The sequence below is a fragment of the Bradyrhizobium sp. SZCCHNRI1009 genome (assembly GCF_032487575.1).
Lineage (GTDB): Bacteria > Pseudomonadota > Alphaproteobacteria > Rhizobiales > Xanthobacteraceae > Bradyrhizobium.
The window spans coordinates 54,865-72,719 of sequence record NZ_JAUEUL010000010.1 but is presented as its reverse complement, the minus strand read 5'-3'; the positions used below and the strand labels follow the sequence as shown (position 1 = coordinate 72,719).

At 66.8% G+C, this 17,855-nt stretch carries 17 protein-coding genes; 8 read left to right on the top strand and 9 right to left on the bottom strand.

Annotated features, from left to right (window positions below):
• Positions 1–33: 33 nt before the first annotated feature.
• Together QX010_RS18745 and QX010_RS18740 are read right to left on the bottom strand one after the other, a co-directional pair.
• Positions 34–996, bottom strand: a complete 963-nt coding sequence (locus tag QX010_RS18745; RefSeq protein WP_315804630.1) for a TAXI family TRAP transporter solute-binding subunit — start codon at positions 994–996, stop codon at positions 34–36.
• A 209-nt stretch (positions 997–1,205) separates the two neighbouring features.
• A complete protein-coding gene (locus tag QX010_RS18740; protein ID WP_315804631.1) occupies positions 1,206–1,682 on the bottom strand; it encodes a hypothetical protein in 477 nt (158 codons plus the stop codon).
• Positions 1,683–1,851: 169 nt separating this feature from the next.
• Here QX010_RS18740 and QX010_RS18735 point away from each other — a divergent pair, with 169 nt between their 5' ends.
• A complete protein-coding gene (locus QX010_RS18735; protein ID WP_315804632.1) occupies positions 1,852–2,154 on the top strand; it encodes a hypothetical protein in 303 nt (100 codons plus the stop codon).
• An 18-nt stretch (positions 2,155–2,172) separates the two neighbouring features.
• On the opposite strand, the gene QX010_RS18730 is transcribed toward QX010_RS18735, so the two are convergent.
• Together QX010_RS18730 and QX010_RS18725 are read right to left on the bottom strand one after the other, a co-directional pair.
• Positions 2,173–3,354 carry a hypothetical protein gene (locus tag QX010_RS18730; protein WP_316181088.1) on the bottom strand — a complete coding sequence of 394 codons (1,182 nt, stop codon included), beginning with the start codon at positions 3,352–3,354 and terminating at the stop codon, positions 2,173–2,175.
• Between the two features lie 25 nt (positions 3,355–3,379).
• Positions 3,380–4,009: a CoA pyrophosphatase gene (locus tag QX010_RS18725; protein ID WP_316181086.1), complete on the bottom strand. Its 630-nt coding sequence runs from the start codon at positions 4,007–4,009 to the stop codon at positions 3,380–3,382.
• An 81-nt stretch (positions 4,010–4,090) separates the two neighbouring features.
• Here QX010_RS18725 and QX010_RS18720 point away from each other — a divergent pair, with 81 nt between their 5' ends.
• The 3 genes from QX010_RS18720 (at position 4,091) to QX010_RS18710 (ending at position 7,080) form a co-directional block, all read left to right on the top strand.
• Positions 4,091–4,513 (top strand): PaaI family thioesterase, encoded by a 423-nt coding sequence (locus tag QX010_RS18720; protein WP_315804635.1) that lies wholly within the window; start codon positions 4,091–4,093, stop codon positions 4,511–4,513.
• Between the two features lie 232 nt (positions 4,514–4,745).
• Positions 4,746–5,756, top strand: a complete 1,011-nt coding sequence (locus tag QX010_RS18715; RefSeq protein WP_316181083.1) for an aldo/keto reductase — start codon at positions 4,746–4,748, stop codon at positions 5,754–5,756.
• Between the two features lies 1 nt (position 5,757).
• Positions 5,758–7,080, top strand: a complete 1,323-nt coding sequence (locus QX010_RS18710) for a tetratricopeptide repeat protein (RefSeq protein WP_316181082.1) — start codon at positions 5,758–5,760, stop codon at positions 7,078–7,080.
• Here the strand turns inward: QX010_RS18710 and QX010_RS18705 are convergent.
• Positions 7,077–8,042 carry an NAD(P)-dependent oxidoreductase gene (locus tag QX010_RS18705; protein WP_316181080.1) on the bottom strand — a complete coding sequence of 322 codons (966 nt, stop codon included), beginning with the start codon at positions 8,040–8,042 and terminating at the stop codon, positions 7,077–7,079. The genes QX010_RS18710 and QX010_RS18705 overlap by 4 nt on opposite strands.
• 187 nt (positions 8,043–8,229) lie before the next feature.
• Positions 8,230–9,531, bottom strand: coding sequence for a Xaa-Pro peptidase family protein (locus QX010_RS18700; protein ID WP_316181078.1), 1,302 nt, complete (start codon positions 9,529–9,531; stop codon positions 8,230–8,232).
• Positions 9,532–9,653: 122 nt separating this feature from the next.
• On the opposite strand from QX010_RS18700, the gene QX010_RS18695 reads away from it, so the two are divergent.
• The 3 genes from QX010_RS18695 to QX010_RS18685 are packed head-to-tail and all read left to right on the top strand — an operon-like array spanning position 9,654 to position 12,331.
• Complete coding sequence (locus QX010_RS18695; protein WP_316181076.1) at positions 9,654–10,715, top strand: LacI family DNA-binding transcriptional regulator; 1,062 nt, start codon at positions 9,654–9,656, stop codon at positions 10,713–10,715.
• 57 nt (positions 10,716–10,772) lie between these two features.
• Positions 10,773–11,591: a CoA transferase subunit A gene (locus QX010_RS18690; RefSeq protein WP_316181075.1), complete on the top strand. Its 819-nt coding sequence runs from the start codon at positions 10,773–10,775 to the stop codon at positions 11,589–11,591.
• Positions 11,588–12,331 (top strand): CoA transferase, encoded by a 744-nt coding sequence (locus QX010_RS18685; protein WP_316181074.1) that lies wholly within the window; start codon positions 11,588–11,590, stop codon positions 12,329–12,331. The genes QX010_RS18690 and QX010_RS18685 overlap by 4 nt, the downstream gene beginning before the upstream one ends.
• 1 nt (position 12,332) lies before the next feature.
• Here the strand turns inward: QX010_RS18685 and QX010_RS18680 are convergent, their stop codons facing one another.
• Entirely contained in the window at positions 12,333–13,805 is a 1,473-nt protein-coding gene (locus tag QX010_RS18680) for a D-aminoacylase (protein WP_316181072.1), read from the bottom strand.
• Between the two features lie 256 nt (positions 13,806–14,061).
• On the opposite strand from QX010_RS18680, the gene QX010_RS18675 reads away from it, so the two are divergent.
• Positions 14,062–15,099 (top strand): zinc-dependent alcohol dehydrogenase family protein, encoded by a 1,038-nt coding sequence (locus tag QX010_RS18675; RefSeq protein ID WP_316181071.1) that lies wholly within the window; start codon positions 14,062–14,064, stop codon positions 15,097–15,099.
• A 26-nt stretch (positions 15,100–15,125) separates the two neighbouring features.
• Here QX010_RS18675 and glgA read toward each other — a convergent pair whose 3' ends face one another.
• Positions 15,126–16,592, bottom strand: coding sequence for a glycogen synthase GlgA (gene glgA, locus QX010_RS18670; protein ID WP_316181069.1), 1,467 nt, complete (start codon positions 16,590–16,592; stop codon positions 15,126–15,128).
• On the bottom strand, positions 16,589–17,854 hold the full coding sequence (gene glgC, locus QX010_RS18665; protein WP_315804646.1) for a glucose-1-phosphate adenylyltransferase: 1,266 nt from the start codon (positions 17,852–17,854) through the stop codon (positions 16,589–16,591). The genes glgA and glgC overlap by 4 nt, the downstream gene beginning before the upstream one ends.
• Between the last annotated feature and the right edge of the window lies 1 nt (position 17,855).

Below are 17,855 nucleotides of genomic sequence, written 5' to 3'. Positions count from 1 at the left end.
CGGCCTGCAAGGCAGGCCGCGCGAGCAGCATCCTTATTTCAGGATGCCCTTCTCCTTGTAGTAGCGGATCGCACCCGGATGCAGCGGCACCGGGCTGTCCTGCGCCGCCGTCTCCAGCTTGATCTCCTTGCCGGCCGCATGCGCATTGGCGAGTTCCGGCAGCGACTCGAAGATCAGCTTGGTCATCTGATAGGCGAGATCGTCTGATACCGCCGAGCTGGTGACGAGATAGTTGATCACCGCTGCGGTCGGCACGTCCTTGTCCTGGCCGGTATAGGTGTTGGCCGGGATGGTCGCCGCGACGAACGGGGGCCCGATCTTGTCGACGACCTCCTTCGGCACCGACACCACGGTGATCGGCGACGAGGTCGACAGATCCTTCAACGATGCGACGCCGAGGCCAGCCGACTGCAAGGTGGCGCCGAGCTGCCGGTTCTTCATCAGGTCGACGGATTCAGCGAAGGGCAGATACTCCACCTTGCCGAGATCCTTGTAGCTCATGCCGGCAGCGGCGAGGATCGCGCGCGAGTTGAGCTCGGTGCCGGACTTCGGCGCGCCGACCGACAGGCTCTTGCCCTTGAGGTCCGCCAGCGTCTTGATGCCGGATTCGGCCGTCGCGACGATCTGGATGTAGTTCGGATAGATCGCGCCGATGGTGCGCAGCTTGTCCAGCTTGGTCTTGAAACCGGCCTCCTCCTCGCCGTTCCAGGCGGCCTTCAGGGAGTCGCCGAGCGCGAAGGCGAGCTCGCCGCGTCCCTGCTGCAGCAGGATCAGGTTCTCGACCGAGGCCTTGGTCGCCTGCACCTGGGTTTTCACATTGGGGATCTTGTCGCCGTAGATCTTCCCGATGGCGACGCCGAGCGGATAGTAGACGCCCGACGTGCCGCCGGTGAGCACGTTGATGAAGCTCTGTGCCTGCGCCGCCGGCGCCGCGAGCATGCAGGCGGCCGCCAGAATGAAACCGGTTGCAGTGCCAGAGATTTTCGAGAAACGCATGGATCCTCCCATTGATTTTGCCGCAAATTGGACGGCTGCGGGCGCGGGGTCAACCCATCCGAAAGACTGGCGCACCAGCCTCTCCCGCTCCCACGGCGCGAGGCCGGGACCGATGCGCCCCCGCGTTCAATCTTACATTGACAGTAGCACCAGCTTGAACCGCAGGTGCAGCCCAGAGCGGCGGGCTGCCTCCCTCGCAAGGCCGCCGCTCATTGGAACGTCATGTCGACGCACTTGGAGATATCCGAGCCGAGCCCGGACGAGATCGTCATGCAGCCGCGCACTTTCTGCTGGGTCGTATCCGCCACCCAGATCGAATAGCCGCCATTGCCGAAGAAGGAGTTGGTGTTCGCCGGCTCGGTCTCGGTGGCATCGAACTCGTATTTGGAATCGGTGTCGAACACGCGCGGCTTCCTGGTGCAGCCGCCGTCGGTCTGGACGTTGATGACCTCCTTGTTGTCCCGGGTCAGCGACAGTGAGACCTGGCAGCGGAAATATTCCGAGGTCTTCACGTTGAAGAGGTAGGCGTAGGACTTGCAAACGGCCGTATTGAGCTTGCCGGCGGAGAGACCGCGGCTGCAGGCGATGCGCTGGTTGTTGGACAGCTTGAAGTCGTCGGCCCGGGCGGATGCCAACGTCACCAGCGACAACGCCGCAACCCAACCGATCTTCGTGACGAGGCTCATCCGAATCATCCCCAAAGTGTTTTCTTGGCCTATGTTTCTAAACCACGCTGCAGGATAATCGCGAGATCGGCGAATGGAAAATCCGCCAACGATCACCGCGCTGCGACGGGGCCACGATGATGCCAACGCGTTCGCGATTTGTTCGAGACGACATCGATTGGAGGAGGACATGAAGAGCCCGTTTCTGAAAGCCCTGATCGCCCTGGGGGCGCTCGGCGCACTGACCAGCGTGAGCTGCGCCGCACCGCCGGAGCCGTGGGAGCTGAAGCCCGACATGGGTTACGCCTATGGCAAGGACGGCAAGACGCTCGCCTACAAGATGGGCACCAAGAACGCCGACATGCTGCTCAAGGGTGCCAAGAAGGTGCCGAAGGGCACGCTGTTCTTCGTCGGCCAGAACGGTCAGCTCTACATGCGGACCGCCCCCTATCTCGACGGCGACGGCAGCTTCTCGTTCGGCGCGGATGAGTAGAGGCGAGCGCGCGCAGCCTCAGAACGCGGCCGCCAGCTCCTTGGCGCCGGGCAGGCTGCTGAGCGAGTCCATCCTGGAATCCGTCACCGCAAGCAGCTTCGCCACGGTGTTGTGGCGAACGGCGACCGGATTGCGCTCATAGCCGCCGCGCTGGAAGAAGTTGGCGGTCGGAACCTGATCGCGCATCTCGAGCGGCATCGTCACCATGTCGAAGCCCGTGCCGTCGCCGGTGAGATTCATCATTTCGAGCTCGGCGGCCGAAAGCGGCCTCGTGTAGCCCTTGGCGCGTGCGAACAGCACCGACGTCAGGAGCTTGTGCGTCTGCAGCATCGGCCCGACGTCGATGTCGAGCACCATCGCGTGCATGGCCCAGCCCTGCGGCGTGTTGCCGATCTTCTCATGCGCCGACCAGTCGTCCGGTACGGAGCGCGCGATTGCGACCATCTTCTTCAGGACCGCGAGCTTGTGCTCCATCGCGCCGCGGACCGGGCCGGACGTCCGGGCCACGCGTTCGCCGAGCAGGCGGATGAACAGCGGACCCTGCTCGGCCAGCAGCTCGACGCTGTTGGTGGTCAAGAGCTGATTGTAGCCGATCGCCGTCGAGATCGCGCGGTTGCCCTTGAAGCCCGATTGCGAATCGTGCTTGCCGTTGCCGCCGGTCTCGAAGGCATAGACGCGCACCGCCTGCTCGCGAGTCAGTCCCGACGCCGCGGCGAAGCGCGCATAGGCGCGCTTGAAATCGATGTCGCTGGCGGGGCGCTGCGGCGACCATTGGAAATGCTCCTGTGCCGCCTTCACGAGGTCGGCGACCACCGGGATGTATTTGCGCTCGCGCGGCTCGCCCTCAGGTTCCGGCTCGGGATTCACCGGCCGCTTCGGCCCGGTGTAGACCGGCGGCTGCTCCAGCACATAGTCGTCGAGCCCGATCGGCTGACGATCGCGGCGCTTGGCATTGCGCGCCCGGCGCTTGTCGGCGATCGCCTTCCAATAGGCGCCCGCCTCCTGGTCGAACTCCGCACGCGCCTGCTGATATTCGGCGAGTTTGCGCCGATACTCCGCAATCGCGGCGGGCGATGCCATCTGCGCCAAAGCTTCGCGCGGGGCGACCGGTGAGCCGGGTTCCGCGGCCAGCAGAGGCGGCGCGCCGGACACGGCGCAAGCGACAATCAGGACAAGCGTGCGAATCGGCTGATGAAGCATGCCGCCCTTGTAGCCGAAACGGCGGCTACTTCCAGGCAAACACCGGCTGTTCCAGCTCATGCACCCGGGTGTCGCGGCCGGACAGCACCTCCCGGAACTGATAGATCAGCGCCGCGGTGGGTGCGTGAATGAGGCCCTCGCGGGCGTGAAACCGGATGACGCGCCGCGTGCTCTCGGGGATCGCGGTGAAATCGAACGCGTCATCCGCCGTGATCGCGTCGAGGCCGATCCGGTGCACCGACGCGACCTCGTCCGGATTCGGCCGCAGCGTGCGGCCATTGGCCGCCCATACGACGACGGGGGTAATCAGATAGCCCGACCGTGTCGGATAGTCGTCGAGCATGCCCAGCACCGCATCCGGCGCCAGGCTCAGCCCAAGCTCTTCCGCGAGCTCGCGGAGGGCGGCCTCGACCGTCGTCTCGCCGGCATCGCAGCGTCCGCCCGGCAGCGCCCATTGCCCGCCATGGCTGCGCAGCCCTGCAGCACGCAGCGTGAGCAGCAGCGCCGTGTTGCCGGTCTCGTGGTGGGGCGCCAGCGCGATCACCACCGCCGCGCGCTTCAGCGAGGCCGCCCCCGCAGTCGCCTCCAGCCGCACGAAACCGGCACAGCAGCCTGCGATTTTCCGCCTCGTGGCATCGTCGAACGGCATGGGCATGCAGCTTGACTACACCAGGCCAGCGACGGATGAAACGATCTGCGAGCCGGATTTCGGGCGCGACAGGAAAGGTCTTCAGCGATGACGAAATCAGCCGCGGCCAGGATGACGTCCGACGGCTGGGAGATCGTCGACACCTCGGGCTTCCTGCACCTGATCGGCCCGCTGTGGCAGCGCGTCGTCGACGGCGCCCATGAATACGCCATCGTCACCGAGGACAAGCATCACAACCGCCGCGGCCTGGTCCAGGGCGGCGTGATCATGACGCTGGCGGACCGCAGTTGCGGCATGATGGCCCGCCATGCCGCGGGCAAGGAGCACATGGCGACGATCCAGTTCGACACGCATTTCGTCGAGTCCGGCAAGATCGGCGAGACCCTGGTGTCGCGGCCGCATGTGGTGCGGATCACCCGCAGCCTGGTGTTCATCACCACCGAGGTGACGGCCGGGCATCGCGTGATCGCGATGGCGTCGGGCGTGTTCAAGATCCTGAAAAGCGAGTGAGAGCCCTACTCTCTCCGCCGTCATTGCGAGGAGCGCAGCGACGACGCGTCCGCCGAAGCCGATCGGGCGAAGGCGGAAGCAATCCAGAGTCCCGCCCCGGCTCTGGATTGCTTCGCGGAGCCTGTCATCGGGCCGCGCATCCGCGCGGACCCGGTGGCTCGCAATGACGCGCAGAGAGAGCTATCGTATCCACTCCGTCCGCGGGCGGTGATGGTTTGGAAATGAGGCAAGAATGCAATATCGCCAGCTCGGCCGTTCCGGCCTGAAAGTGTCGCCGATCTGCCTGGGCACGATGATGTTCGGAGGTCCCACCGACGAGCCGACATCGGCCCGCATCATCGCCAAGGCGCGTGACGCCGGCGTCAACTTCATCGACACTGCGGATGCCTACAACAAGGGCGCGTCGGAGGAGGTGGTCGGCCGCACCATCGCGCGCGAGCGCGACCGCTGGATCGTCGCCACCAAGCTCGCCAACCCGATGGGCGACGATCCGAACCGCGCCGGCCTGTCGCGGCGCTGGGTAATGCAGGCCGCGGACGAAAGCCTGCGGCGGCTCGGCACCGGGCATATCGACATCTACTATTTGCACAAGGAGGACCACGCGACGCCGCTGGAGGAGACCGTGCGCGCCGTTGGCGACCTCATGCGCGCCGGCAAGATCCGGTATTTCGGCGTCTCCAACTACCGCGCCTGGCGGCTCGCCGAGATCTGCAATCTCTGCGACGGCATGGGCATTGACCGTCCTGTCGTCAGCCAGCCCTACTACAACGCGATGAACCGGATGCCCGAGGTCGAGCACTTGCCGGCCTGCGGCTATTACGGCCTCGGCGTCGTGCCTTACAGCCCGCTGGCGCGCGGCGTGCTCACCGGCAAGTACAGCCCCGATGCGCCGCCGGACAAGGAGACCCGCGCCGGCCGCAACGACACCAGGATGATGCAGACCGAGTGGCGGCCCGAATCGCTGAAGCTGGCGCAGGAGATCAAGCGCCACGCCGAGACGAAGGGCTTCACGCCGGGGCAGTTCGCCGTGTCCTGGGTGCTCAACTCCGCCTTCATCAGCTCGGTGATCGCGGGTCCGCGCACCGAGGCGCAATGGGACGACTACATCCGCGCGCTCGACTATCCCTTCGCCGCCGACGACGAGGCGCTGATCGACCGGCTGGTCGTGACCGGTCACGCTTCGACGCCCGGCTACAACGATCCGGCCTATCCGATCGAGGGCCGCAGGCCGCGGGTGGGCTGAGATGGAGGAGGATCGCTACGGCCTGCCCCTGTCGACCGCCTCCACTGATGCGGCCGCGGCCTATCGCGAGGGCGTCGACCTGCTGCTCGCCTTCTGGCCCAGCGCGGCAGATGCGTTCGAGCGGGCGATCATGCTCGATCCGGATTTCGCGCTGGCGCACGCCGCCCGCGCGCGCATTCATGCCATCTATATGCAGCGCGAGGCGGCGCTGCAGACGATCAAGCGCGCCCGCGACCTCGTCGCCAGGCGCGGCACGCCGCGCGAGCAGAGCCATGTCGCGACCCTGGTGCTCGCCATCGAGGGCCGCGGCACCGACGCGCTCGACGCGACCTTGGCCCATCTGGAAAGCTGGCCGCGTGACGCCATGATCATGGCGCTGCCGCTCGGCGCCTTCGGCCTGCTGGCCTTTTCCGGTCGCAGAGATCACGACGCCGCCCGACGCGAGCTGTGCGACCGGTTTGCCGCCGCCTATGGCGAGGACTGGTGGTTCCTATCGAACCACGGCTGGGCGCTCACCGAGGCCGGTGATATCGCGCAGGGACGCGCCGTCACCGAGCGCAGCTTCGCGTTGCGCCGGCACAACGCTTATGCCGTGCATGCGCTGCTTCATGCGATGTTCGAGGCTGGTGCGCTGGACGAGGCCGATGCGCTCGTCGAGGGGTGGATCGGCGACTACGATCGCACCGGGATGCTGCACGGTCATATCTGCTGGCACCAGGCGCTCGGCGCCCTGGACCGCGGCGATGCCGCCGGGGCACTCAAAGTCTACACCGACGTGCTGGTACCGACGATGGACACCGCGCCGCCGCTCAACACGCTGTCGGACTGCGCCTCGCTGCTGTGGCGACTGCTGGCGGAGAACTACACCGTGCCGAGTGGCGCTTGGGCCGAGGTGGCGGCCTATGCCAGCCCCCGTTTCACGGGCTCGACGCTCGCCTTCATCGAGATGCACCTGGTGATGATCGCTACGGCCACCGATGATACCGCGGCGCTCAAGGGCCGTCTCGCCGCGATCGAGCGGCGGCAGACCGAAGGCACGCTGCCGGCGGGCCGCATCGTGCCGCACATGCTGCGGGCGCTGCGCGCCTTCGCCGAAGAGAATTGGCGCGCCTGCGCGCGTGAGCTCACCCCTGTCATCGGCGACCTCGCCCGCATCGGCGGCAGCCACGCCCAGCGCGAGGTGATCGAGGACACCTACATCCTGTCCCTGATCCGCAGCGGCGCGCTGACCCAGGCCCGCGAGGTGCTCGACACCCGCCTGCACCGCCGGCCGTCGGCGCGCGACACGCGCTGGCGGGCCCTCACGACCCCTGCGCCTGCTTAGCCCTCGGTTTCCAGCCCGGTCGGCATCGGCACGTTTTCCGGCTGCAGCTTGAGACCGGCGGCGAGCGCCACCGTCTCCAGCAGCGCCGCAAAATCCTTCTCCAGATAAGCGGCCGGGTCCGATTGCAGCGAGGCGGCGCCGACATGGGCCTGCAGCGCCTCGCGCGTCGCCGCCGTCACCGGCATGGCGACGTCGAGCTGGCGCGCCGCCGACAGGCCGAGATCGAGATCCTTGCGCAAGAGCGGCGGCGTGAAGGTCGTGGTCCAATCGAGATTGACCAGCGCGTTGCTCTTGTACTTCGTGAAGGTCGAGCCCATCACGCTGGCATTCATGAAGTTGAGAAAGGCATGGCGCGGCACGCCGGCCTTCTGCGCCAGGATGGTGATCTCGGCGAGGTTCTGGATCACGACGCCGAGGAACACGTTGTGCGCGATCTTGCAGATGCGCGCGAGCTCGCCCTCGCCGACATAGGACACGCCGGAGACGGCGATCTTGGCGAGATACGGCTCGATCGTATCGAACGCGGCCTTGGGGCCGGAGACGACCGACGACAGCTTGCCGGCCTTGACGCATTTGCCATTGCCGGACACCGGCGCGCGAACGAACTCGCAACCGAGCTGATTCAGCTTGGCGGCGATCGCCTCCGACTGCTCGATACCGATCGAGGAGCAGTCCACCAGGATCTGGGGACGCGATCCAGAACTTGCGGCCACCAGGCCGTGGTCGCCGAAATACACCTGCTCGAGATCCTTGCCGGTCGACACCATCGTGAACACGATGTCGCACGCGGCGAGATCGCGGGGATGATCGACGATGACGCCGCCTTTCGCCGCCAGCGGCTCGGCCTTGGCGCGGGTGCGATTGTAGATCGACACCTTGTGGCCGGCCTTGAGCAGGCGCTCAGCCATCGGATAGCCCATGCGCCCCATGCCGATCCAGCCGAGCGAATGCGTCGCGGTCATCGTCCTCTCCTCGTTACTGATCACAGTCTTCGTCATTGCGAGGAGCGAAGCGACGAAGCAATCCAGAGTCACGACTCCCGCCCTGGATTGCTTCCGCCTTCGCTCTTCGAGCTACGGCGGACACGTCGCTTCGCTCGCAATGACGAAAATCACAAAGATCGCTCTATTGGGCGCATTGCCCATCAGCTCAGTAGCGGTTGGCGATCGGCAGCTCTTCCGCAGGAAACAGCGTGATCACCTGGCAGCCCTTGTCGGTGACCACGACCTCCTCCTCGATCCGCGCAGCCGAGAAGCCGTCGGTCGCCGGACAGTAGGTCTCGAGCGCGAACACCATGCCGGTCTTGATCTCCATCGGATTGTCCAGCGAGACCAGCCGGGAGATGATCGGACGCTCATGCAGCGCAAGTCCAAGTCCATGGCCGAACTGCAAGCCGAAGGCCGCCATCTCCGAGGGAAAGCCGAACTCCTCGGCCTTTGGCCAGACCTTGGCGACGGTGTCGGTCGAGACGCCCGGCTTGATCAGCGCGATCGCATTGTCGAGCCATTCGCGGCACTGCTTGTAGGCATCGTGCTGCGCCGGCGTGGCGCGGCCGACGTTGAAGGTGCGGTAGTAGCAGGTCCGGTAGCCCTGATAGGACTGCAGGATGTCGAAGAACGCCTGGTCGCCCGGACGCAGGATGCGGTCGGTGAAATTGTGCGGATGCGGATTGCAGCGCTCGCCGGAGATGGCATTGATCGCCTCGACGTCGTCGGAGCCCATCTCGTAGAGCATCTTGTTGGCGAGCGCGACGATGTCGTTCTCGCGCACGCCCGGCTTCAGGTGCTCGTAGATCGAATGATAGACACCGTCGACCATGGCCGCGGCCTGATTCAACAGCATGATCTCGTCGATGTTCTTGATCTCGCGCGCGTCCAGCATGACCTGCTGGCCGTCGACCACCTTCATGCCGGCCTTCTGCAACTCGAAGAACATCGCGGTCTCGGCGAGGTCGACGCCGACCGGCATGTCGGCAACGCCGGCTGCGCGCAAAAGGCTCATCACCTCCTCGGCATGCGCCTTCATCAGCCCGACCGCCGGCGGCACGGTGCCGCGCATGCCGAGCATGCCGGCGCGGCAGTTCTCAGGCGCCAGCCAGTCGCAGAACAGACGATGGTGGACGGCTGCCGAACCGAAATCCCACACGATCGGCTCGCCGTCGCCGGCCAGCAGCGCGAAACGGCACAGCTTGTCGCGCTCCCATTCGCCGATCTTGGTGCCGGACACGTAGCGAATGTTGTTGACGTCGAGCAGCAGCAGCGCACCATAGCCCGACGCCTTCAGCGCTGCGCGCGCCCGCGCCAGCCGGTAGCGCCGCAACCTGTCGAAATCGACGCGGCGCTCGAAATCCACCGAGACATGGCCATGCGACGGAATCGCCCGCCCCCAGCGCCAATGCGGATCGAGATGCTCCGGGCTGACCAGATGCGGCTTCAACGCGCTGGCTGTCATGTGGGCGTTTCCCATTGTGCTATTGCAATCGATTGCAGAGCCGGGTTTATTGCATGCACGCAAAATGTGTCAAGGTACCGCGCGATCAAAACGTCGTTGCGCTGCGGCATCAGGGAGCGGAGATGAAAAGGACGTCGCCATCGACAAGGAGCCCGCGCGCAGCGGCGTCCTCACGTCCGACGATCAAGGATGTCGCGGCGCGCTGCGACGTGCATCCCTCCACGGTGTCGCGCGCGCTCAGCCCGGCCATGAAGCATCTGGTGGCGGGCGATGTCGTGGAGCGGATCCAGGCCGCCGCCAACGCGCTCGGCTATCGGCTGAACATGGCCGCCAAGGGCCTGCGCACCGGGCGCAGCGGCCTGATCGGTGTGCTCGCGCCCGATATCGCCGATCCCGGCTTCCCGCCCGTGCTGTCCGGCATCGCCGATCATCTCAACGCCGAGGGTTATGCGACGATCGTCGTCGACGTCGGCAGCAAGGGCTCGGAGCAGGATCTGGTCGACCGGCTGATTGCCCGCGGCGTCGACGGTCTGGTGCTGGCGACGGTGAGCCTGCGCGACGATGTCGTGAAGCACTGCCTGGACGCGGCGCTCCCTGTTGTGCTGGTCAATCGCGTCGATGCCGCCGGACTGCTGCCGTCGGCTGCCAGCGACGATGCCGCCGGCATGCGTCTCGCCGTCCAGCATCTCGTCGCGCTCGGCCACCGCCGCATCGGTCACGTCGCGGGCCCGCAGCACATCTCGACCGGCGCGCGCCGCCGCGCCGGCTTCGAGGCCAGCATCGCGGCTGCGGGACTGTCCGCCCGCCATGCGCCGGTCGAAGCCGTCGAAGCCTATACGCGGGCTGCGGGTCGCGAGGCTGCGCTGCGCCTGCTCGCGCGGCGGACGCGCCCAACCGCCATCGTCGCCGCCAATGACCTGCTGGCGCTCGGCGTCTATGACGCGCTCGCCGCGCGCGGCCTCGCCTGCCCCGGCGATGTCTCCGTGGTCGGCCACAACGACATGCCGTTCGTCGACATGGTCGCGCCGCCGCTGACCACGGTGCGGATCGCCCAGCGCGACATGGGCGAAGCCGCGGCGCGGCTGCTGCTCGACCGCCTTGCCGGGCGCGAGGCCGTGACCGACCACATCGTACTGGCGCCGGAGCTCATCATCCGCGGCTCGACGATCGCATACGCGCACTGACAGACCCGCGGCCCATCGCTACACTCGGCGGCCAAGCAACAACGGGAGGATAAGCCGATGACGGAGATGGTCGGCCTGGAGGCGCTCGTCGCATCAATCGCATCGGGGCAATCGATCGCGATCCCGGTCGACCGTGCCGGCGTCTCGATGGCGGCAACAGCGGCCATGATCGAGGCCGGCCTCACCGGGCTGCATCTCGTCTGCGTACCGATATCAGGCCTGCAGGCCGATCTGCTGATCGGCGCCGGCGTGGCCACGGTGGTGGAAACCAGCGCCGTCTCGCTCGGCGAGGCCGGCGGCGCACCGCGCTTCGTCGCGGCCGTGCGCGACGGCAGCATCATCTTGCGCGACGCCACCTGCCCTGCGATCCATGCCGGCCTGCTGGCCGGGCAGAAGGGCGTGCCGTTCATGCCGATCGCCGGCATCATCGGCAGCGACCTGTTGCGGGTCCGCCCCGACTGGAAGGTGATCGACAGTCCAATCGGCGAGCCCGGCAAGGTCGTCGTGGTGCCGGCGATCACGCCCGACGTGGCACTGTTCCACGCGCCCGAGGCGGACCGCTTCGGCAACGTCCGCATCGGCCGCTACCGTGAGCTGGCGACCATGGCCTATGCGGCGAAGCGCACGCTGGTCACCGTCGAGCGCATCGTCGATCGCGATCTGATGGCGACCGAAGACTCGGCCGCCGGCGTACTGCCGGCGCTCTATGTCGATGCCATCGCGGTCGCCGAGAACGGCGCCTGGCCGCTGCCGCTGTGGGACGAATACGAGACCGATGGCGCGGAGCTTTCGCGCTACGCCGCGATGGCGCGTACGGACGAAGGCTTTCGCACCTATCTTTCCGCCTTCCTGAGCCGCAGCAAGGAGGTGGCATGACCATGCACGACGAGCGCGCGCGCAAGGAACTGCTGATCACCGTCATCGCCGACCTGCTCGACGGCGTCCGCCACGTCGCCGTCGGCGCCTCGTCGCCGATCCCGGCGGCCGGCGCGATGCTGCTGCGCGCACGCAACGCGCAAAGGGGCAAGCCGCCGGTCCGCATCTCGATCCTCGGCTCCAGCCGGCACAATTTCTTCACCAATGGCGGCGTCGAGCTGTTCGACTGCGCCGCGCAGGGCCGCGTCGACGCGTTCTTTCTCGGCGGCGGCCAGATCGACGGTGCCGGGAATATCAACCTGGTCGGCACCGGCGACTATCCGCGGATGGACGTGCGCTGGCCGGGCTCGTTCGGCTCGGCCTATCTCTATCATCTGATCCCGCGGGTGATCCTGTTTCGCGAGGAGCATTCGCCGCGCGTGCTGGTGCCGAAGGTGGACTTCGTCAGCGCCGCCGCGACCACGCCGGAGGTGAAGCGGCGCGGCGGCCCGCATGCGCTGCTGACCAACCTGGCGCTGTTCGATTTCGACCGCGAGCGCGGCGGCTTCCGGCTGCGCTCGGTGCATCCCGGCTACACGGCCGAGGACGTCCGCGACCGAACCGGGTTCGACTACGCTTCCCCGGAAATGGTACCGCCGACGGCCGGCCCTGATCGCGCCACGGTCGAGCTGATCCGCGGCCGGATCCGCGACGAGCTCGCGGAATGCTACCCGGAATTCGCGCGCGCGATGGCCGCGTAGCTCACTGCAGCGTACCGCGGGTGATCACCTGCCCCGCATGCGCCTTCTGATGCGCGCCCTGCCACCAGGTCAGCGCGCCATTGACGATGACGGCCTCGATGCCGGCGGCCGGCACGCAGGGGGCATCATAGGTCGCGCCGTCGCGCACGCTGGCGGCATCGAACACCGTGATGTCGGCATGGTTGCCGACCGCGAGCGTGCCCCGTCCCTTGATGCCGAAATTCCGCGCCGTCAGCCCGCTCATCTTCCACACCGCGGTTTCCAGCGGGAACAGCTCGAGCTCGCGGCAGTAGTAGCCGAGCACACGCGGGAATGTGCCCCAGAGCCGCGGATGCGGACGCTCGCCGAACGGCAGGCCGTCGGAGCCGATCATGGTCGGCTCGAAGGCGAGGATGGTCTGCACGTCGGCCTCGTCCATCGCGAAGTAGATCGCCGACGCCGGCTGCAGCCGCTTCGCGGCTTCGAGCCGGTCGACGCCCCAATCGGCGGCGATGTCGGCGAGATCGCGCCCCGCCACTTCCGGATGGGGTCCGGAGGCCGCGACGACGACCTTGACCTGCAGCTTGGCCGGGTCGGTGTGCAGCATGGTCGAGGAGGCGTTGTAGGGATAGCAGTCGAGCGCGACGCACTGGCAGCTCATCGCCTTGGTGATCAGCGGCAGCGTCTCCCTGGTGCGGCCGAAATTGGCAGGGCCCACCACCTTGTGATGCGAGATCACGACCTGGACGTCGAGCGCCTTGCCGATGGCGAAGCTTTCCTCCAGCGATTGGATGACCTCGTTCGCCTCGTTGCGCATATGCGTCGCATACACGCCGCCGCTGCCGGTGAGCGGACGGCAGACCTCGATGATCTCCTCGGTCGGCGCCGCCTCCGCCGGCGGATAGAACGTCCCTGTCGAGACGCCGATGGCGCCGGCATCGAGCGCCTCCTGCACGTGGGCGCGCATCTCGGCGATCTCGTCTGCCGTCGCGGCCCGGCCGAGATCGCTCACGACCGAGGCGCGCAGCGCGGTGTGGCCGACCATCGGCGCGACGTTGACCGCAGCCGGCGCCGCGCGCAACGCGGCGACGTAGTCGGCGAACGCGGCATACTCGACCACCTGTCCCTCGCTTGGCGATAGCAAGCCGAGCGGCATCGGCCGCGGCGAGCCTGGCTTCAGCGGCGCGATGCTGACGCCGCAATTGCCGGTCACGACGGAGGTCACGCCCTGCGAGACCTTGCAGGTCATGTCGGGATCGACCAGCACGGCGCTGTCGTCATGGGTGTGGGAGTCGATGAAGCCCGGCGCAACGATGAGGCCGGTGGCGTCGATCACGCGCGTGGCCTTCCGGCCGTCAAACCCGCCGATGGCGACGATGCGGCCATCCTTGATGCCGATATCAGCCTCGAAGCGTGGCGCACGCGTGCCGTCGATGACGGTGCCGCCGCGGATGATCAGGTCGAAGGACACGGACGAAGGCTGGCTGTCGGTCATGAAATCTCACGCGGAATGGTAGGAAGCCGGGAGACTATCCGCGAGCCGCGCCGATGCGTCCAGAGCGATGCGCATGTGATCTGAGCCGGGCTGGACTGCATTGGAGGCGCGACGCGCGTCCGCCGTCCGCATCTCGCCCTGGCCACCCGGGACACACGATAGTGATAGGGACTCTGGTCAGGATTGATACGCCTCAACGGCGCGCGACCTCTCTTGCGCCATCCATCCTCCGGGCAGAAACCTGCGGAGGTAAGTCATGAAAGCCCTGGTCTATCATGGTCCCGGCAAGAAATCCCTGGACGAGCGCCCGAAGCCGACCGTCATCGAGCCGGGCGACGCGGTGGTCAAAATCCTGAAGACGACGATCTGCGGGACCGACCTTCATATTCTCAAGGGTGACGTGCCGACATGTACGCCGGGCCGCATTCTCGGTCACGAGGGTGTCGGTGTGGTCGATGCGGTCGGCAGCGCCGTGCGCGCGTTCAAGCCGGGCGACCACGTCATCGTTTCCTGCATTTCGGCCTGTGGAACGTGCGACTATTGCCGGCGCGGCATGTATTCGCACTGCCGCCACGGCGGCTGGATCCTCGGCAACAAGATCGACGGCACCCAGGCGGAGTATGTGCGGACGCCTCACGCCGACACCAGCCTCTACCACGTGCCCGCGGGCACCGAGGAGGACGCGCTGGTGATGTTGAGCGACATCCTCCCGACCGGTTTCGAATGCGGCGTGCTCAACGGCAAGGTCGAGCCGGGTTCGACGGTGGCGATCGTCGGCACCGGTCCGATTGGATTGGCGGCGCTGCTGACGGCACAATTCTATTCGCCGGCCGAGATCATCATGATCGACCTCGACGACAACCGGCTCGAGGTCGCCACCCGCTTCGGCGCCACCAGCGTCATCAACAACACCGACGGCAAGGCGGTCGACAAGGTCATGGCCCTGACGAACGGCCGCGGCGTCGACACGGCGATCGAGGCGGTCGGCGTGCCCGCGACGTTCGTCACCTGCGAAGACATCATCGCCCCCGGCGGTGTGATTGCCAATGTCGGCGTGCACGGGGTCAAGGCCGATCTGCATCTGGAGAAGCTGTGGGACCGCAACATCGCGATCACGACACGGCTGGTGGACACCGTGACGACGCCGATGCTGCTGAAGACCGTGCAGTCGCGCAAGCTCGAGCCGAAGCGGCTGATCACCCACCGCTTCAGGCTTGATCAGATCCTCGATGCCTACGAGACGTTCGGCGCCGCGGCCAAGACCCATGCGTTGAAGGTTCTCATCGAGACATAGGCGTCCTGACCCGCACGCCGCGGCGCTCAGCCTGCCGGACGCCGCTGCGCGACGATCTGCCGGTAGAGTTCGGCATAACGACCGGCGCGGTGGCGCCAGGAGACGTCGGTCAGCATCGCGTTGAGCTGCATGCGGGTCCAATTCGAGGCGTTGCTGCGCGCGGCGTAGAAGGCCGCAGCGGCGCGGCGCAGGGTCTGGTCGAGCGCCTCCGCTGTCACGGACGCGCACTTGAACCCGGTCGCGGCGACGCCGGCCTCCGTCTCGTCAATGACGGTGTCGGCGAGACCGCCCACCGCAGTGACGATCGGCAGCGCGCCATAACGCAACGCGCAGAGCTGTGTCAGCCCGCACGGCTCGAACCGCGACGGCACGACCAGCGCGTCGCAGCCGGCCTGGATGAGATGCGCCAAGCCCTCGTCGTAGCCGATGACGACGCCGATCTTTCCGGGATCGTTCGCGGCCGCGGCGCGGAACGCGTCGCGCAGCTCGGCCTCGCCGTCGCCGAGCAGGGCCAGCTGGATGCCGCTACTGGTCAAGGTCGGCAGGCAGGACAGCAGCAGGTCGAGCCCCTTCTGCGAGGTCAACCGGCTGACGACGCCGAGCAGGAACGTCTCCGGCGCCACCTGCAGGCCCATGCGCGTCTGCAGCGCAGCCTTGTTGGGCGCCCGCGCCTCGATCCGGTCGATGCCGAAATGAGAGGCGATCGCCGGATCGCTGCCGGGATCCCACACCGCCGTGTCGATCCCGTTGAGGATGCCAACGAGGTCGGACGATCGCTGCCGCAGCAGGCCGCCGAGGCCCATGCCGTGCTCGTCGCTCTGGATCTCCCGCGCATAGGTCGGCGACACCGTCGTGATCTTGTCGGCGAACTGCAACCCCGCCTTGAGGAAGCTGATGTCGCCGTAATATTCGAGGCCGTAGATCGAGAACGATTCCGGCGGCAGTCCGAGCGGCGGCAGGAAATGACGGGGGAAGCGGCCCTGGAACGCCAGATTGTGCACCGTCATGACCGTGCCCGGATGCGGCCGGTGGCTGTAGAGCAGATAGGCCGGCACCAGCCCGGCCTGCCAGTCGTGACCGTGGACGATGTCGGGGACGAAGGCCGGCACCGCGCCGAGCCCGATATAGGACGCCGCGCGGGCCAGCGCGGCAAAGCGGAACGCATTGTCCGGCCAATCCTTGCCGTCGGGCCCCAGATAGGGGTTGCCCTCGCGGTCGTAGAGATGCGGCGCATCGAGCACGAACAGATCGAGCGCACCATGGCTGCCGCCGAGCAGCCGGGCGTTGCCGCCGAAGAAGTTCGGCAATGAGCTGATCTCGCTGGCCCGCTCCAGCGCCTTCATCACGGCGGGATAGCCGGGAATCAGCGTGCGGACCTCGACGTCCTCGGCCAGCAGCGCCCAGGGCAGCGCGCCGACGACGTCGGCGAGACCGCCTGTCTTGACGATGGGATAGACCTCGGAGGCAACCGACAGAACGCGCAGCGGCGTCATGAATTGAGCCCATCGATCATCGGCTGGGTAATCAAGGTCACGCCATTCTCCGTGGTCCTGAACCGCTTGGCGTCGAACTCCGGATCCTCGCCGACAACCAGCCCTTCCGGAATCTGCACGCCGCGGTCGACCACGACGTTGGTCAGGCGGGCGTGGCGGGCGACGTTGACGTAGGGCAGCAGCACCGCGTTCTGCACTCTGGCGTAGGAATGCAGGTGCGCGCCGGTGAACAGCAGCGAGCGCTGCACCTGCGCGCCGGAGACGATGCAGCCGCCGGAGACCAGCGAGCAGGTCGCCTCGCCGCGGCGGCCATCCGTGTCGTGAACGAATTTGGCGGGCGGCGTGATCTCCGAATAGGTCCAGATCGGCCAGGAGCGGTCGTAGAGATCGAGCTCCGGCACGACGTCCGTCAGGTCGAGATTGGCGGCCCAATAGGCGTCGACGGTTCCGACGTCACGCCAGTAGCTGCGCGGATCGTGATCGGCACGAACGCAGGAGCGCGAGAACTGATGGGCGACGGCGCGGCCGTTCCTGACGATGTGGGGAATGACGTCACGTCCGAAATCATGGTTCGAGTTCGGGTCGGCAGCATCGCGCTTCAGCTCCTCGAACAGGAACTTGGCGTCGAACACATAGATGCCCATGCTGGCGAGCGACTTGTCGGGCTTGCCCGGCATCGGCGGCGGATCGGCCGGCTTCTCGATGAAGTCGCGGATCGTGTCGTCATCGTTGATGTGCATGATGCCGAAGCCTGAGGATTCCTCACGCGGCATCTCCAGGCAGCCCACGGTGACGTCGGCGCGCTGGTCGACATGCTGCTGCAGCATCAGCTCGTAGTCCATCTTGTAGATGTGGTCGCCGGCCAGCACGACGATGTATTTCGTGTTGTAGGTCTCGAGAATGTCGATGTTCTGGTACACGGCGTCGGCCGTGCCGACGTACCACATCGTCTCGGAGACGCGCTGGCTCGCCGGCAGGATGTCGAAGCTCTCGTTGCGCTCGGGGCGGAAGAAGTTCCAGCCCATCTGCAGATGGCGGATCAGACTGTGCGCCTTGTACTGTGTCGCGACGGCGATGCGCCGGATGCCGGAATTGACGGCGTTCGACAGCGCGAAATCGATGATGCGCGACTTGCCGCCGAAATAGACCGCCGGCTTGGCACGCCGGTCGGTGAGTTCGAGCAGGCGGCTGCCGCGGCCGCCTGCCAGCACGAAGGCCAGCGCGTGACGGGACAGCGGCTCGGTCCTGGCGGCGACTGCCATA

Coding starts and splice junctions, on each gene's coding strand:
- QX010_RS18745 (WP_315804630.1), bottom strand. CDS start 996: ATGCGTTTCTCGAAAATCTCTGGCACTGCAACCGGTTTCATTCTGGCG.
- QX010_RS18700 (WP_316181078.1), bottom strand. CDS start 9,531: ATGACAGCCAGCGCGTTGAAGCCGCATCTGGTCAGCCCGGAGCATCTC.
- glgC (WP_315804646.1), bottom strand. CDS start 17,854: ATGGCAGTCGCCGCCAGGACCGAGCCGCTGTCCCGTCACGCGCTGGCC.
- QX010_RS18720 (WP_315804635.1), top strand. CDS start 4,091: ATGACGAAATCAGCCGCGGCCAGGATGACGTCCGACGGCTGGGAGATC.
- QX010_RS18685 (WP_316181074.1), top strand. CDS start 11,588: ATGACCATGCACGACGAGCGCGCGCGCAAGGAACTGCTGATCACCGTC.
- QX010_RS18725 (WP_316181086.1), bottom strand. CDS start 4,009: ATGCCCATGCCGTTCGACGATGCCACGAGGCGGAAAATCGCAGGCTGC.
- glgA (WP_316181069.1), bottom strand. CDS start 16,592: ATGACGCCGCTGCGCGTTCTGTCGGTTGCCTCCGAGGTCTATCCCATC.
- QX010_RS18695 (WP_316181076.1), top strand. CDS start 9,654: ATGAAAAGGACGTCGCCATCGACAAGGAGCCCGCGCGCAGCGGCGTCC.
- QX010_RS18705 (WP_316181080.1), bottom strand. CDS start 8,042: ATGACCGCGACGCATTCGCTCGGCTGGATCGGCATGGGGCGCATGGGC.
- QX010_RS18730 (WP_316181088.1), bottom strand. CDS start 3,354: ATGCTTCATCAGCCGATTCGCACGCTTGTCCTGATTGTCGCTTGCGCC.
- QX010_RS18715 (WP_316181083.1), top strand. CDS start 4,746: ATGCAATATCGCCAGCTCGGCCGTTCCGGCCTGAAAGTGTCGCCGATC.
- QX010_RS18690 (WP_316181075.1), top strand. CDS start 10,773: ATGACGGAGATGGTCGGCCTGGAGGCGCTCGTCGCATCAATCGCATCG.
- QX010_RS18710 (WP_316181082.1), top strand. CDS start 5,758: ATGGAGGAGGATCGCTACGGCCTGCCCCTGTCGACCGCCTCCACTGAT.
- QX010_RS18735 (WP_315804632.1), top strand. CDS start 1,852: ATGAAGAGCCCGTTTCTGAAAGCCCTGATCGCCCTGGGGGCGCTCGGC.
- QX010_RS18680 (WP_316181072.1), bottom strand. CDS start 13,805: ATGACCGACAGCCAGCCTTCGTCCGTGTCCTTCGACCTGATCATCCGC.
- QX010_RS18740 (WP_315804631.1), bottom strand. CDS start 1,682: ATGAGCCTCGTCACGAAGATCGGTTGGGTTGCGGCGTTGTCGCTGGTG.
- QX010_RS18675 (WP_316181071.1), top strand. CDS start 14,062: ATGAAAGCCCTGGTCTATCATGGTCCCGGCAAGAAATCCCTGGACGAG.